This window comes from Ideonella flava (assembly GCF_051857595.1).
GTDB lineage: Bacteria > Pseudomonadota > Gammaproteobacteria > Burkholderiales > Burkholderiaceae_C > Ideonella.
Genome location: NZ_JBPZHD010000009.1, coordinates 128,509 through 143,519, shown reverse-complemented (window position 1 = coordinate 143,519; position 15,011 = coordinate 128,509). Strand labels below are relative to the sequence as shown.

14 protein-coding genes are annotated in these 15,011 nt (G+C 69.1%); 3 read left to right on the top strand and 11 right to left on the bottom strand.

The annotated features are described in order from the left end of the window. Positions 1-5: 5 nt before the first annotated feature. The 8 genes from dhaK (ACS5PM_RS20250) to ACS5PM_RS20215 form a co-directional block, all read right to left on the bottom strand. Positions 6-989: a dihydroxyacetone kinase subunit DhaK gene (gene dhaK / locus ACS5PM_RS20250; RefSeq protein WP_439389491.1), complete on the bottom strand. Its 984-nt coding sequence runs from the start codon at positions 987-989 to the stop codon at positions 6-8. Then, on the bottom strand, positions 986-1,657 hold the full coding sequence (gene dhaL, locus ACS5PM_RS20245) for a dihydroxyacetone kinase subunit DhaL (protein ID WP_439389490.1): 672 nt from the start codon (positions 1,655-1,657) through the stop codon (positions 986-988). The genes dhaK (ACS5PM_RS20250) and dhaL overlap by 4 nt, the downstream gene beginning before the upstream one ends. 13 nt (positions 1,658-1,670) lie before the next feature. Then, positions 1,671-2,669: an ABC transporter ATP-binding protein gene (locus ACS5PM_RS20240; protein WP_439389489.1), complete on the bottom strand. Its 999-nt coding sequence runs from the start codon at positions 2,667-2,669 to the stop codon at positions 1,671-1,673. Beyond that, positions 2,656-3,774 carry an ABC transporter ATP-binding protein gene (locus ACS5PM_RS20235; protein WP_439389488.1) on the bottom strand — a complete coding sequence of 373 codons (1,119 nt, stop codon included), beginning with the start codon at positions 3,772-3,774 and terminating at the stop codon, positions 2,656-2,658. The genes ACS5PM_RS20240 and ACS5PM_RS20235 overlap by 14 nt, the downstream gene beginning before the upstream one ends. Then, a complete protein-coding gene (locus tag ACS5PM_RS20230) occupies positions 3,767-3,961 on the bottom strand; it encodes a hypothetical protein (protein ID WP_439389487.1) in 195 nt (64 codons plus the stop codon). The genes ACS5PM_RS20235 and ACS5PM_RS20230 overlap by 8 nt, the downstream gene beginning before the upstream one ends. Then, positions 3,958-4,911, bottom strand: a complete 954-nt coding sequence (locus ACS5PM_RS20225; RefSeq protein WP_439389486.1) for a carbohydrate ABC transporter permease — start codon at positions 4,909-4,911, stop codon at positions 3,958-3,960. Before ACS5PM_RS20225 ends, ACS5PM_RS20230 begins: the two co-directional genes overlap by 4 nt. Positions 4,912-5,104: 193 nt before the next feature. Then, a complete protein-coding gene (locus ACS5PM_RS20220) occupies positions 5,105-6,076 on the bottom strand; it encodes a carbohydrate ABC transporter permease (protein ID WP_439389485.1) in 972 nt (323 codons plus the stop codon). Positions 6,077-6,105: 29 nt separating this feature from the next. Beyond that, the gene (locus tag ACS5PM_RS20215) at positions 6,106-7,443 is read right to left on the bottom strand and encodes an ABC transporter substrate-binding protein (RefSeq protein WP_439389484.1); all 1,338 of its coding nucleotides are present in this window, start codon (positions 7,441-7,443) and stop codon (positions 6,106-6,108) included. 270 nt (positions 7,444-7,713) lie between these two features. Here ACS5PM_RS20215 and ACS5PM_RS20210 point away from each other — a divergent pair, with 270 nt between their 5' ends. Both ACS5PM_RS20210 and dhaK (ACS5PM_RS20205) read left to right on the top strand, forming a co-directional pair. After that, entirely contained in the window at positions 7,714-8,748 is a 1,035-nt protein-coding gene (locus ACS5PM_RS20210) for a LacI family DNA-binding transcriptional regulator (RefSeq protein WP_439389483.1), read from the top strand. Positions 8,749-8,782: 34 nt separating this feature from the next. Continuing rightward, entirely contained in the window at positions 8,783-9,769 is a 987-nt protein-coding gene (gene dhaK / locus ACS5PM_RS20205) for a dihydroxyacetone kinase subunit DhaK (RefSeq protein WP_439389482.1), read from the top strand. 216 nt (positions 9,770-9,985) lie between these two features. On the opposite strand, the gene ACS5PM_RS20200 is transcribed toward dhaK (ACS5PM_RS20205), so the two are convergent. From ACS5PM_RS20200 to ACS5PM_RS20190, 3 genes are read right to left on the bottom strand one after another with little or no spacing between them, the layout of a single operon-like run. Then, positions 9,986-10,285: an ATPase with chaperone activity gene (locus tag ACS5PM_RS20200; protein WP_439389481.1), complete on the bottom strand. Its 300-nt coding sequence runs from the start codon at positions 10,283-10,285 to the stop codon at positions 9,986-9,988. Positions 10,286-10,304: 19 nt separating this feature from the next. Beyond that, entirely contained in the window at positions 10,305-11,630 is a 1,326-nt protein-coding gene (locus ACS5PM_RS20195) for a Y-family DNA polymerase (RefSeq protein WP_439389480.1), read from the bottom strand. Positions 11,631-11,638: 8 nt separating this feature from the next. Further along, on the bottom strand, positions 11,639-12,082 hold the full coding sequence (locus tag ACS5PM_RS20190) for a LexA family protein (RefSeq protein WP_439389479.1): 444 nt from the start codon (positions 12,080-12,082) through the stop codon (positions 11,639-11,641). 115 nt (positions 12,083-12,197) lie between these two features. Between ACS5PM_RS20190 and ACS5PM_RS20185 the strand changes: the two genes are divergently transcribed. Beyond that, positions 12,198-14,996, top strand: coding sequence for a TIR domain-containing protein (locus ACS5PM_RS20185; protein WP_439389478.1), 2,799 nt, complete (start codon positions 12,198-12,200; stop codon positions 14,994-14,996). The last annotated feature ends 15 nt before the right edge of the window (positions 14,997-15,011 follow it).

Below are 15,011 nucleotides of genomic sequence, written 5' to 3'. Positions count from 1 at the left end.
ACTCTTCACCACCTCAGTGCCGCCGTGCGCACCGGCGCATCCCACAAGGCGCTCAGTTCATCGTCGAGCAGCGTCACCGTCAGTGAGCCGCCAGCCATCTCCAGCGAGGTCGTGTAGTTGCCGACCAGCGATCGCGCGGGCGTGATGCCTTCGGCCTTCAGGCGCTTGGCCGCCAAGTGGTGCAACAGGTACAGCTCCATCAGCGGCGTGCCGCCGAAGCCGTTGACGTGCAGCAGGGCACGGCGGCCGGCTTCGGGCTTCAGATCGGCCAGGATCGCATCGAGCAGGGTGTTGACGATCTCATCGGCGCTGGCCATGGGTGCTCGGCGCCGGCCCGGTTCGCCGTGGATGCCGACGCCCATCTCGATCTCGTCCGGGCCGATGTCGAAGGTGGCGCGGCCGGCGGCCGGCACGGTGCAGCTGGTGAAGGCGACGCCCATGCTGGCGGTGGCGGCGTTGACCCGGTCGCCCAGAGCCTTGCATTCAGCCAGCGTGGCACCGGCCTCGGCCGCCGAGCCGACCATCTTTTCGACGATCAGCGTGCCCGCCACGCCGCGCCGGCCCGTGGTGTGGGTGGAGTTCTCGACCGCCACGTCGTCGTCGACCAGCACGGTGGCATGCTCGGTCTCGAGCATTTCGCCGGCCATCTCGAAGTTCATGCGGTCGCCGGCGTAGTTCTTGACGATGAACAGCGCGCCCGCGCCGGTGTCGGTGGCGGCCGCCGCGGCCAGCATCTGATCGGGCGTCGGCGAAGTGAAGACCTGGCCGGGGCAGGCGGCGTCCAGCATGCCCGGGCCGACGAAGCCGGCATGCAGCGGCTCATGGCCGGAGCCGCCGCCCGAGATCAACGCGACCTTGCCGCGTGCCGGCTGGGCGCGCATCACGAAGGTCGGCTCGAACTCGACCACCAGCAGGTCTGCGTGCGCTTCGACAAGCCCGGTGAGGGCCTCGCGCAGCATGGTGTCGACGTGGTTGACGAACTTCTTCATGGGGCGGTGCTCGTGATGCTCGTGGATTGGGGCCGCGGCTGCAGCAGCACGGCGCAGACGGCGGTGATGGCGACCTGGCAGGTCTTGGCGCCCGGGTCGATGTGGCCCAGCGCGCGTTCCCCGAGGAAGGCCGCACGGCCTTTGGTGGCCAGCATGTCGCGCGTGGCCAGCATGTGGGCGCGGGCGTCGTCCGTCAGGCGCTGGCACAGCGCGGGCAGCGGCGTGCCGGCCTGGGCCAGCGCCAGCCACTGGCGCGAGACAGGGATCAGCACGTCCAGCATGGTCTTCTCGCCGACATCGGCCTTGCCCCTTGCCTTGATGGCGTCCACGCCGGCGGCGAAGGCGCTGGCCCAATCCCGAAGGCCGGGCGTTTCGTTGCCGGCCAGCGCCTTGCTCATGGCGAGAAAGCAGCTCGAGATCAGGGGGCCCGACGCGCCGCCGATGGTGGACAGCAGCTTCATGCCGATCTTCTGGAAGGCGGCGGCCGGCAGCAGCGGCACCAGCTCGTCGCGCATCGCCACCAGCACCTCGGCGCCGCGGCGAACGTTGATGAAGTGGTCGCCATCGCCGATGGCGCGATCGAGCGATTCGATGTCGGCCTCGTTCACGATGATCGCGGCCTGCACGGCCTCCAGCGCATCGATGATTCGCAGGGTGCTGGTGTTCATGGGGGTGAGTCCTTCACAGGCGCTGGCCGGTGGCGTCGAAATAGAGGCAGCGCTCGGGCGGGAAATGAAAATGCGCCAGGCTGCCCGGCGAGAGTGGGTCGTCCAGCAGCAAGCGGGCCTGCACCTCGATGCCATCACGCTCGGCGACCAACTGGTGCTTGACCAGCGAGCACTCGATGACTTCGAAGCCCGCGCCGTCCGGCCCGAGCGCCACGTCCTCCGGCCGAATGGCGACGGTGGCCGTTCCCGCCGGGGCGTGGCCGGCGAACCACTGTGCCGGCAGCAGGTTGATCGCCGGCGAGCCCAGCCGCTGCGCCACGGGCAGCGAGCGCGGGTCGGTGTAGACCTCGGCCGGCGTGCCGATCTGCTGCAAGCGTCCGCCATCGAGGATGCCGATGCGGTCGGCCATGGTCGTGGCCTCGACGTGGTCGTGCGTGACGTAGACGACCGTGGCCCCCAGGCGCTGCTGCAGGCGGCGCAGCTCGACTCGCAACTCCTCGCGCAGCTTGGCGTCGAGCGAAGACAGCGGCTCGTCCATCAGGAAGACCTGCGGCCGGCGCACCAGCGCTCGCCCGATCGCCACGCGCTGCATCTCGCCGCCCGACAAGGCCGTGGCCTTGCGCGCCAGCTTGCTCTCGATGTGCAGAAGCTCGGCCACTTCGCCGACCCGCAGGCGGATCTCGGCTTCCGGCATGCGCCGCAGCGGCGAGCGCAAGGGGAAGGCGAGATTGTCGAAGACCGTGAGGTGCGGGTAGAGCGAATACTGCTGGAAGACGAAAGCGCAGTCGCGCCCGGCGGGCAGCAAGTCGGTCACGTCTTCGCCGTTCATGCGCAGCCGCCCGCTGTCCGGCTTCTCTAACCCCGCGATCAGGCGCAGCGTGGTGGTCTTGCCAGCACCGCTCGGCCCGAGCAGGACCAGGAACTCGCCATCGGCCACCTGCAACGACAGGCCGTCGACGGCGTGGACATGCCCGAAGCGCTTGCCCACGCCAGCGAGCTCAATGCTGGCCATGACGTGCCCCTCCTTCGTGGTGGCTGCGGCTGCTGGCACTGGGCAGCAGCCGCTCGGTGACCGCATCGAACAGCACCAGTCGCTCGGTGTCGAAATGCAGCCCGACCGCATCGCCCGTCGCCGGGCGGCGACTCTTGTCGATCACCGCCTTCAGCGTGCCGGCGGCCGTGGCCACCTCGGCCACCCAGTGAGAGCCGAAGTACTCCACATGGCCCAGCACACCGGCCAGCCCATGGCCATCGGCGCCGAGCCGGATGTGCTCGGGGCGCACGCCCAGCACCGCGCCGGCCGCGCCGGCTTGCGTCGTGGGCACTGGCAGGCGCGCCCCGCCGCGCAGGCTGATGGCGCCATCGCCGCAGGCCACGGCGCCGTCGACGGGCAGAAAGTTCATCGCCGGCCGACCGATGAAGCTGGCCACGAAGCGGCAGCTGGGAAAGTGATAGACCGTCGACGGGTCGGCCGCCTGCAGCACCTCGCCGCGGTCCATGACGACGATGTGGTCGGCCAGCGCCATCGCCTCGTTCTGATCGTGCGTGACGAAGACGGTGGTGGTGCGCAGCCGCTCGTGCAGGCGGCGCAACTCCACGCACATCAGCTCGCGGAACTCGGCGTCCAGCGTGCCCAAGGGCTCGTCCATCAAGAACGCCTGCGGCTTGCGCACGATCGCCCGGCCGAGCGCCACGCGCTGGCGGTCGCCGCCCGAGAGACCGCCGACGCGCTTGTCCAGCAAGTGCTCGATGCGCAGAATGGCGGCCGCCTCCTTCACACGCTGGTCGATCTCGGCGCGCTTCAGGCCCTCATTGCGCAGCGGAAACTCGAGGTTGCCGCGCACGCCCAGGTGCGGATAGAGCGCGAAGAGCTGGAACACCATCGCGATGTCGCGTTCTCGCGGGCGGGCCCAGGTCACGTCCTGACCGCCCAGGTGGATGGCGCCGCTGCTGGGGGTGTCCAGCCCGGCCAGCATGCGCAGCGTGGTGGTCTTGCCGCAGCCGGATGGGCCGAGCAGGACGACGAAGTCACCATCGCTCAGCGTGAGGGTGGAATCGCGCACGGCGACGAAATCGCCGAAGCGCTTGTGCAGGTTCTGCAGGCGGATCTCAGCCATGGTGTCTGACCTGGCTTGCCTGCGGCAGCTTGCCCGCCACCGTGTAGCCCGCCACGCCGGCGAGCAGCACCCCGAACGAATGGCCGTAGAGCCACAGCGACCAGGGCTGCATCAGCATCGCCAGGCCGAGGCCAATCATCACGATGCTCGCGGGTTCGGCGATTCGCCGGACGCTGGTGAGGTTCATTTCCGGATGGCTCCGAAGGTGATGCCCCGCAGCAGGTGCTTGCGCAGCAGCACGGTGAACACGAGCACGGGCAGCACGAACAAGGTGGTGCCGGCCGCCATCGCCGGCCAGTCCAGACCGCCCTCGCCGATGATGGTGGGAATGAACGGTGGCGAGGTCTGCGCCGAGCCGCTCGTGAGCAGCAGGGCGAAGGCGTATTCGTTCCACGCGAAGATCAGGCAGAAGATCGCGGTGGTGGCGATGCCCGTGGCGGCCTGCGGCAGCACCACCTTCACGAACGCCTGGAAGCGCGTGTAGCCGTCCACCATCGCGGCCTCCTCGTATTCGCGCGGAATCTCGTCCATGAAGCCCTTGAGCAGCCACACCGCGAGCGACAGGTTGACCACGGTGTAGAGCAGGATGAGGCCGAGGTGGGTGTCGGACAGGCCGACCGCGCGGTACATCAGGTAGACGGGGATGGCCACCGCGATCGGCGGCATCATCCGCGTCGAGAGGATGAAGAACATCCAATCGTCCTTGCCCGGCACCCGAAAGCGCGAGAAGGCATAGGCCGCGAGCGTGCCCAGGGCCACCGACAGCAGCGTGGAGCCGAAGCCCACGAGCACCGAGTTGAGGTAGCGGTCGCCGAAGCGCGATGGGCCGGCGAGGATCATCTGCTGCTCGCGCACCGTGCGCTCCACCCAGTCGGCGGCTGGCGGCAGCGCGGCGAGATCCTCGGCACTGATCCGTGAGCGGGTGGTGAACAGGTTCACGTAGCCGACCAGCGAGGGCTCGGCCGCCAGCTTGGGCGGGTAGGCGATGGAATCCTGCGGCGTGCGAAAGCTGGTGAGAACGATCCACACCAGCGGGATCAGCGACAGCACCGCGTAGGCGACGACGATGATGCCCGCGGCCCACTGGGCGCGGCGCGTGGGCTCCAGCGGCCCGGGGCGGTCGATGGTGGCGCTCATTGGAGACCCTCGCCCGACGAGTACGTCGGCCGATCCCCCGAGGGGATGCGGGCCGGCTTGGGAGCGGCCCTGCGCTCGGCCCGGCGCAATGTCAGCCCCTCGCCCGACGAGTACGTCGGCCGATCCCCCGAGGGGATGCGGGCCGGCTTGGGAGCGGCCCGGCGCTCGGCCCGGGGGGTTGACCCAGGATGTCTCATCGCTGCTTCACCCGGTCGAGGTAGCGCACGGTGACGAGCGACAGCCCGTAGATGGCGACGAACAGGATGATGGCCAGCGCCGAGGCGTAGCCGGTGCGCCACTTCTCGAAGGCTTCACGCTTGAGGTGGATCGAGGCGAGCTCGGTCACGGAGCCGGGGCCGCCGTTGGTGAGCTGGTCCACCAGGTCGAACATCTTGAAGTTCTCGATCAGGCGGAACAGCAGCGCCAGCACGATGAAGGGCATCACCATCGGCAGCGTGATGCGCCAGAACTTGGTCCACTCGCTGGCGCGATCGATCTCCGCGGCCTCGTAGAGGTAGGGCGGGATGGAGCGCAGCCCGGCCAGCAGCAGCAGCATCACGTAGGGCGTCCACATCCAGGTGTCGACCAGCACGATGGCCCAGGGCGAGAGCCGGGTGTCGCCCAGCATCGTGAAGCCGGAGGGGCCGCCGAGGAAGCCGACGAGGTGGTTGAAGATGCCGTACTGCGGCTCGAAGAAATACTTCCAGAAGGTGCCGACGACGGCAGGCGCCAGCATCATCGGCAGCAGGATCACGGTCGAGAAGAAGCTGTGGCCCTTGAAGCGCTTGTTCAGCAGCAAGGCCAGGCCGAAGCCCAGCAGCAGCTCCAGCGTGATCGACCAGAGCAGGAAGTGGGCGGTGGCCTGCATGTTGGCCCACACGTCCTCGTCTGCCAGCACGCGGGCGTAGTTGCTGGCCCCGACCCACACCAACTCGGCGTTGGGGCGGTTCGCGCGGTAGTTGGTGAACGACAGCGCGATGGTCCACAACAGCGGAAAGATGTTGAAGGCCAGCAGCAGCAGCAGGGTCGGACCGACGAACAACCAGGCGAGCGTGCGGTCGCTCAGGCCGCGCGGCACACGGCGGGTGGCGTGTCGTTGCGGCACGGCGGGGGCCATGTGGCCGGCGGCGGGTGCCGCGCGGCCACCGATTTCGAGGGTGCTCATCGGGGATGGGGTGCTCACGCGCGGCACGCTCAGTTCTTCAGCTTGCCGTCCTCGACAAAGACCTCGGTCCAGTCCTTGACCAGGCCGTCGAGCGCTTCCTGCGGGGTGCCCTTGCCGGCGACCACGTAGTCATGGCTGCGCTTCTGCATGGCGAGCAGCAACTGGGCGTAGTCGGGCTCGGCCCAGAAGTCCTTGACGATCTTCATCGAGTCGAGGAACACCTTGGCGTACGAGGTGCTCTGGTCGAAGCCCGGGGCTTCCAGCACCGAACGCAGGCAGGTGAAGCCGCCCGAATCCCACCACTTCTTCTGCACGGCGGGCTGGGCGAACCACTTCATGTATTCGAGCGCGAGGTCCTTCTTGTCGGAGTACTTCACGACGGAGATGCCCTGGCCGCCGAGCTGGGCGAACTGGCGGTCGCCCTTGGGGATGGCGAAGAAGCCGGTCTTCTCGCCGCCGACGTTCGGGTCCTTCGAGATGCCGGGGAAGAAGGCGATGAAGTTCATCTGCATCGCCACCTGGCCGCTCTTGTAGGCGTCCAGGTCTTCGGTCATGTAGGCGTTGGCATGGCCGGGAGGGGTGCAGCAGTCGAACAGGTCCTTGTAGAGAGCCAGGCCCTTGGCGGCGCCGGCGCTGTTGACGAAGCCTTTCATGTCGTACGGCTTCTTCGGGTTGCTGTATTCGAAGCCGTAGGCATAGAGCGTGTTGGTGACGCCCATCGTGATGCCCTCGGAGCCCCGCTCGGTGTAGAGCGCCGCGCCGTAGACCTTCTTGCCGTCGACCTGGCGGCCCTGGAAGAACTGGGCGACCTGCTTGAATTCGTCCCAGGTTTTCGGGGCCTCGAGCGCGTGGCCGGTCTTCTGCTTGAACTCGGCCTGCAGGTCGGGCTTGGCGAACCAGTCCTTGCGGTAGGTGAACGCGACCGCGTCGCCCATCGCGGGCAGGGCCCAATAGTTCGGCGTGCCCTTGGGCCACTCGGAGTAGCCCGTCACCGTGGCCGGCATGAAGTCGGCCATCTTGATCGCGTTCTTGTCGAAGAACTCGTTGAGCTTGACGTAGTGGCCTTCGGTGGCGGCCGAGCCTATCCACTGGCTGTCGCCGATCAGCAGGTCGCACAGCTTGCCCTTGGAGTTCAGCTCGTTGAGCATGCGCTGGGCGAAGTTGGGCCAGGGCACGAACTCGTACTTCATCTGCACGCCGGTCTTGGCGGTGAAGTCTTTCGACAGCTCGACCAGGGCATTGGCCGGGTCCCAGGCGGCCCAGCACAGCGTGAGTTGCTTGGCCTGGGCCTGGGCGGCGCCGGGCAGGGCGAGGCCGGCCGTTAGCAGCGCGGCAGTGAGCGCGGAGGGCTTGGTGGTGAGCTTCATTCCGGTCGTCTCCTGGTGCAGTCGAGTCGGGAGTGGCGGTACGCCACGCTGCCGGGGGCCGGCTTGAATGCGAGGCCGGTCGGTGACGTTGAGGTTAAAGACGGCAATAAATAAATCAATCAACGCAAACCCTAAGACCATCGCGTCGCGGCTGGCATGCATCCGGGCCCCGTCGGCCCGGCTGAGGGCGGGCGCCATCGGGACCATGCCGGATGGACCCTTTCCACGCCATCTGCGAAGATGGCTTGATTGATTTTTCTGAGGCGCTTGTTGGCCACCCCTGTCACCATCACCCAGATCGCCGAAGTCGCCGGCGTCAGCACCGCCACGGTCGACCGGGTGCTGAACAACCGGCCGGGCGTCAACCCGGCCACCGTCCAGCGGGTGCGCCAAGCCATGGCGGAGCTGGGAGCCGGCGCGCCCGTGCGCGGCCGGCCTCGCTCGACCACCTCGTTTCGCTTCGCGTTCGTCCTGCCGGCGGCGCGGCGCGGCTTCTTCGATCTCGTGGACCGCGTCGTCGCGCAGTCCGCGGGCGAGTTCCGTCACCAGCACATCACCGAGGTCACGCGCCGCCTGCCGGTGCGAGAGCCGGCCGCGTTCGCCGACGAACTGGCGCAGCTGGCGGAGATGGATGGCATCGCGCTGCTCGCGCCGGACACTCCGGCGGTCAAGCTGGCGGTCAACGAACTGGTGCGCGGCGGCACGCACGTGGTCACGCTGTTTTCCGACGTGCCCGGTTCGATGCGCGAGACCTTCATTGGCGCCGACAACCGCGCCGCCGGCCGCACGGCCGGCCTCCTGCTGGGCCGCGAGGCCCCGGGCGGCACGGGCACCTGCGCGCTGCTGGCACCGGCCACGCGTTACGCCGCCGAGATCGACCGCGGCATCGGTTTCGCCCAGGTGCTGCAAGAACGCTTCCCGGGCGCCAGGCTGCTGCGGGTGGACGACATGCCCGAGACCGACGACGAGGCGTGCCTGCGCGTGCAGCAGGCCCTGGCGCCGGCCGCGCTGGGCGGCGAGCGGCTGGTGGGCGTCTACAACGTCGGGCCCGGCAGCCACGGCGTGCACCGCGCGCTAGAGGGCTTGGGCCATGCGGGCGAGGTCGGCCTGATCGCCCACGACCTGCTCGACGTCCACCGCGCGATGCTGCTGTCCGGCGCCCTGGGCTTCGTGCTGCACCAGGACGTGCAGTACGCCGTGTCGACCGCGGCGCGGGTGCTGCGCGCACTGTGCGAGGGTGTGCGCGGGGCGCTGGCGGTCAGCAGCCCGCGCGTAGAGATCCTGACCGCGGAGAACCTCGCATGACAGCCACCCGCCCGCACGCCACCATCCCGTAGCGATGAAGAAGTTCCTCAGCCAGGTCGACGACCTGATCCCCGACAGCCTGCAAGGCCTCGCGCTGGCGCACGAGGCCATCGTGCAGCTCAACGCCGAGCCGGCCTTCGTGCACCGCCGCGTGCACAAGCAGGACCGCGTCGCGCTCGTTTCGGGCGGTGGCTCGGGGCACGAGCCGTTGCACGTCGGCTACGTGGGCGCCGGCATGCTCGACGCCGCTTGTCCGGGTCAGGTCTTCACCTCGCCGACGCCTGACCAGTGGATGGCCGCCGCGCATGCGGTGAACGCCGGCCACGGCGTGCTGTTCATCGTCAAGAACTACGCCGGCGACCGGTTGAACTTCCAGATGGCCAGCGACATGCTGGACGACCTGGATCACCTGATGGTGGTGGTCGACGACGACGTGGCGATCGAGCACTCGCCGCACTCCACGGGGCGACGCGGCGTGGCCGGCACGCTGGTGGTCGAGAAGATGGTCGGTGCGGCGGCCGAGGCCGGCGCCGAGCTCTACGAATGCAAGGCGCTGGGCGATCGCGTCAACGGCGCCACGGCGTCGATGGGCGTGGCGTTCACCAGCTGCATCGTTCCGGAATCGGGCGTGGCCACGTTCGAGATCGGCGAGCAGGAGATGGAGCTGGGCGTAGGCATCCACGGCGAACCCGGCCGGCAGAGGCTGCCGCTCGCGCCGGCGCGGGAGATCGTCGACCTGCTGCTCGCGCCCATCCTGAAAGACCTGCAGCTCGCCCGGGGCCGCGAGGTGCTGCTGCATGTGAACGGCCTGGGCGGCACACCGCTGATGGAGCTCTACCTGCTCAACCACCTGGCCCGGCGGCGCCTGACCGATGAAGGCCTCGTGGTGGCGCGCACCCTCGTCGGCAACCACACCACCTCGCTGGAGATGGCGGGTGCGTCGCTGACCCTCACGGCGCTGGACGACGAGCTGAAGGCCTTGTGGGACGCGCCGGTGCTGACGCCGTCCCTGCGTTGGTGAGGCTCAGGGCGAGCGCTTGACGCGCCCAGGGCAAATCGGGCGGGCGGCCTGGCCTTGGTGAAGCGACGACCACTGTCTACGCCTCGCTCTACGGGGCGGGGCCCATGGAAGGACACTGGCGTTGCAGGCGGACTGGTGATGTCGGCCAGCGGGATGATCGAAGCGCCGACAGAAGCGGCGGTTCCTGCTTGCGCAGCCTTGATGCGTCAAGCACGCTCACTCACGCCAACCGAGCAACTCGGCCAGCCGGTGCCGGACCCAAAGCGCTTCTTCCGTCGTGATATCGATCTGGCCTGCGGTGAGCCCGGCATGGATACGATCGAGCACGTCAGCCTCCGTGATGCGGAGCTCCCAGAGCCGCGATCGCGCCGTGTCTGTCAGCAAGGTGGCCAGGTCTTCGCAGAACGCGTACCGCTGCTGGATCACGTCTGTCGACGCGTTGGGCTTGGACCGCCCTGGTTCTACAAACAGCGCCAGGAACGAATCCGGCACCCAGGATGGGCGGTTATCAGTCATTGGCAATTCAGAGAAGGCGTCAAGCCCGCGCGTTAGGTATTTCGTCCAGACGGGTGGTATAGCGAGGGGAGCGCCATTCCTGCCTGGCGGCCGCCACCGAGCCTGAGTGGGCTTCCAGTCGCGCCGCGCTGGCCACCGAGATGGCCCCCTTGCCGAAGCGCTGGTTGACCGCGTCGAGCGTGCCCATCAGCTGTGTGCGGTCGCGCCTGGCCGCAACGGGTTCTTCGACGCCTGCAAAGAGGTCGAGCTCGGCCTGGACCTGGTGATCCGGCTGGAGGTCCACCAGCATGACTCCGGCCTTGACGTAGTGGAAGCCAGGCCGTGCCATGCCGCGCACGAGCTGCACCGCCGTACCCACCAGCACCCGCGTGTCCGCCGTGGGGCGGCTCAAGGGCAGGGTGCCGCTGGGACTGTGCTGAAGATCCTGCTTGCGAAACGGACTGGTGGAAACGAACACGTGCACCGCGCCGGCGACACTGCGCTGCTGGCGGGCCTTCTCGGCCACTCGGGATGCGAATTGGCTCACGAGCTCTTCCAAGGCCGCCACCTCGGTGACCGGCGAGCCGAAGGAACGCGAGCACATGATTTGCTGATTGGCGGCGGGTGCATCCTCGACATCAAGACAAGGGGTGCCGTGCAGCTCGCGCAGGGTCTTCTCCATCACCACGCTGAACTGGCCGCGCAAGGTCGCAGGGTTGGCATGGGCGAGATCGTGAACCGTGCGAATCCCTTGCTCTGCCAGTCGCGCACACGTCTTTCGGCCGACGCCCCAGACGTCGCCCGCATCGGTGCTTCGCATCAGGTGCTGCAGTTCATCGGCGTTCAGGTCCGCCAGGTTGCAGACCTGTGCCCACGCGGAGGGGTAGCTCCCAGGCTTTCGGTCCGCCGTCTTGGCCACGTGATTGGCCAGCTTCGCCAGTGTCTTGGTGGGCCCGAAACCGACACTGGTTGGGAGTCCCGTCCAGCGCAGCACCTTGGCGCGCAACTCGCGGCCGATGCCGGCGAGGTCGTCTCGAACCCCTTCGAAGTCGAGAAAGCACTCGTCGATCGAGTAGATCTCCTGCCGCGGCGCGTACTCGCCGGCGATCGTCATCATGCGGCTGGACATGTCGCCGTACAGCTCGAAGTTGGCCGACAACGCGATCAGCCCGGCCTCGCGCCGCAGGTGCCGGATCTGAAACCACGGCTGGGCCATCCTGATGCCCAGGTCCTTGGCCTCGTTCGAACGCGCGATGGCACACCCATCGTTGTTGGACAGCACCACGACCGGCCGGCCGACCAGCGAGGGGCGAAACGCCCGCTCGCAGCTCACGTACATGTTGTTGACGTCGACGAGTGCGTACATGGCCAGGCTCAGACCGGCATCGGCTTGATGGCGTTGGTCACGACGCCCCAGATCTGAAACTCCTGGCCATCACGGGGGACGATGTCGGGATGGCCTGGCGAGGCGGCCTGCAGAGTCACGCCGTGCCCCCGCCTGACGAAGCGCCTGCAGACGAACTCGTCGTCGATGACGGCGATCACGATGTGGCCATGCGCTGGCGGGATGGCGCGGTCGACGAGGACGATGTCGCCGGAATCGATGCCGGCCTCGCGCATGGCTTCGCCAGCGATGCGCATCAGGTAGGTGGCCTGCGCGTGCCTGACGAGCAGGTCGTTGAGGTCCAGCCGCGTGACGCCCGTTTCCTGCGAGGGTGAACCGAAGCCGATTGCGACGTTCGCACGAGGTGCAGGCGCCTGCTCGCCCGGCGGACGCCCGACTCGGAGGGGCTCGCCGGAGCTGCGATGGCTGGACATAATCACAGTATAGCCACGTCCCTCCCTGAAAGGCGACCCGGCGCGGTCGCGAGCCTCGGCGATGCGCTGGTACGCTGGCGACCCTGGCTGTTGCGCCGCCCGTCACGGCCCCCCGATGAGCCTGTTCGTTTCCTACTCGCGCGCCGACACGCCGATCGTTCGCCGCCTGCACGCGGGGCTGCAGGCGCATGGCCGGGAAACCTGGGTCGACTGGGAGGGCATCCCGCCCAGCGCCGACTGGATGCGCGAGATCGAGACCGCCATCGATGCCGCCGATGCCGTGGTGTTCGTGATGAGCCCGTCGTCGCTGGCTTCCGTGGTCTGTGCCCGCGAGCTGGCCCATGCCCATGCGCAACGCAAGCGCGTGTTGCCGGTCGTCATCCGCGACGCCGGCGACACGCCGGTACCGGCCGAGCTGGCGCGGCTGAACTGGATCTTTCTTCGAGAGGGCGACGAGTTCGACGCAGGCGTGGCCCGCCTGCTCGAGGCCGCGGACACCGACCTGGATTGGGTGCACGCGCACACCCGGCTGCTCGTGCGGGCCCGCGAGTGGCAGGCGTCGCCCGGGGATGCCAGCCTGCTGCTTCGCGGCCGCGACCTTCGATCGGCGGAGCAATGGCTGGCCGTTGGCCCGACGAAGACGCCATCGCCGACCGCGGAGCAGGCGGAGCTGATCATGGCCAGCCGCCGTCACGCGACGCGGCAGCGCACGCTGTGGATGTCGGTCGGCGGCGTGGCGCTCGCGGCCATCGCCGTGGTCGGCAGCGTGGCGATCCTGGCGCATCGGGAGTCCCAGCGCCAGGAAGCGATGGCCACCGTGCGGCGCCTGGCGGCGGCGTCGGAGAGAGTGCGAGAGCAGCAGCCGCCCGACGGTGCGAACGTGGCACCGGCCGAGCGCAGCCTGCAACTCGCCGCAGAAGCGATCCGGCGCCTGGTGGCACTCGGCCAGCGATCATTCGATGCCGACCTGGCGCTGCGCCGAGCGCTGCAGCAGTCGCTCGAGCCGGTCCGCAGCATTCCGCTGCCCGTGGCGACACGCTTGGCGGCGCTCGTCGTCCGCAACGACGGGCAACTGGCGTGGGTCGCCAACGATCCCTGGATCGTGGCACGGTGGACGGACGCTGGCGGCGGCACGCGCGTGCTGACGGCCGGAAGGCACGCGTACCCGGATCCCACGCTGTCGCCCGACGGCCGCTGGGCCGCCGCCGTGCTGGACGATGGCAGTGGCCGACATGTTCTTGCGGTTCGTGCTGTCGGCAACGAGACGCCGTCGTGGCAGGTCGACCTGGAAGCCGCCGCCATCGGGGTGGCCGTCGCGCCTGACGGGACCGTGGCGGTGGCCGTGGCCGACGACCGGCGCGGCATCAGCAGGACCCGGCTCATCCGGCCAGGCGATCTGCAATCGCGGCCGGCGCTCCCGTTCCTGTACGGCCCGGCATTCAGCGCCGATGGCCGCTGGTTGGCCGGGTTGCTCGACGACGGCGGCATCGGAGTGTGGACCATCGAGGCTGCCCGCAGCGGCGACGCCCGACCCTCTCGCAGGGTCGACCTGCCGGGGGCGAGCAAGCCCACATTCAGCGTCGACTCGCAGTATCTGCTCGTGCCCCACGGCGAGCAGCCGGAGCGCGTCGCCGTCGTCTCACTCGCCGATGCCGGCGCGCCAAAGGTCTTCACCCGCAACGCGCCGAATTCGGTGGGCCCGGGGGGCCGGTACTGGATCGAGCCCGACGCGGGGGTCACGCTGGCGCAGTTGCTCCGGGCCGACACCGGCCTGCCGCTGGGGCGGTTGCTGCGGCAGGCCGAAGGTCTCGCCGTGTTCAGCCCGGATGGCAAGCTGGTCGCCGTCGAGCAGCCCGACGCGGTGGACCTGTGGCGCGTGCAGCCGCAGGGCAGTGCGCTGGTCGAGTTCGATGCCGGTCGAGAGAGCATGGCCATTGCATTGGATGCCGGCGGAAGCTCGCTGCTGGCGCTGCGTGGCGCGACGCTCACGCGCTGGACGGTCGGCAGCGCGGATGCGCCGTCGACGCGGCTGCTCGGGGAGCCTCCTGAGCGGGCCGCGTTCAGCGCGGATGGGCGTTGGCTCGCGCTCGTTCAGCACGATCGCCTGCGCGTCGTCGATACCGCGAACGGCGGCGAGCGTCTTCTCGTGAAACTCCCGCGCCCGGTGCACGACCTGGCACTGAGCCCGAAGGGCGAGACGCTGGTCTCGATCGACGATCAGGGCCGGTTGACGACCTGGTCGGTGGCCTCGGGAGCCCTGGTCCCGGCCGCAGAACGAACCGCCTCGGACGTCGCTCACCTGGCCGTCGGCGACGGCGGCGGGCCCGTCACGCTGTTCCACTTCGAAGGGAATCGGCGCATCGGGGCCGTGCACACGCTGCGCAGCTGGCCGATGCCGGACTCCATCGCGCCCGCCTCCAGCCCGTTGGGCCGCGAGCGCAGTGGCTTCGCCGCGACGCCGTGCGGGGTTTCGCCTGACGGCCGGCTGGCTGCCATGGCGCTCGCCGACAGCCTGGTCGTTCGTGACACACGCACCGGCGCCGACGTGGCGGTGGTCGACGAGGCCGCCCACCCACCGCTGTGCAGTTTCAGCGCAGACGGGCAATGGCTGGCGACGACAGGCCCTGACCGAACGCTGCGCGTGTGGGAAGTCTCGACGCGGCAGGAACAAGCGCGCCTGGAGCTGCAGGCGCCGGCGCGGGCCATCGTCTTCGCGGCCGGCGGAACACGGGTCGCGGTGCTGGACGAAGAAGGCGCGGTCCGCGTCTGGCCGTTGACCCCGGTCGACCTGCTGGCACAGGCGTGCCGGCGCATGCGCCACGGGATGTCCGAGGAAGACTGGCAGCGCTTCCACCCCGAAGAGTCGTACCGGGCGACCTGTGATGGCTTGACGGCGGCGCCCGGGCCCGGTTGAGGCACGCGGCGGCCA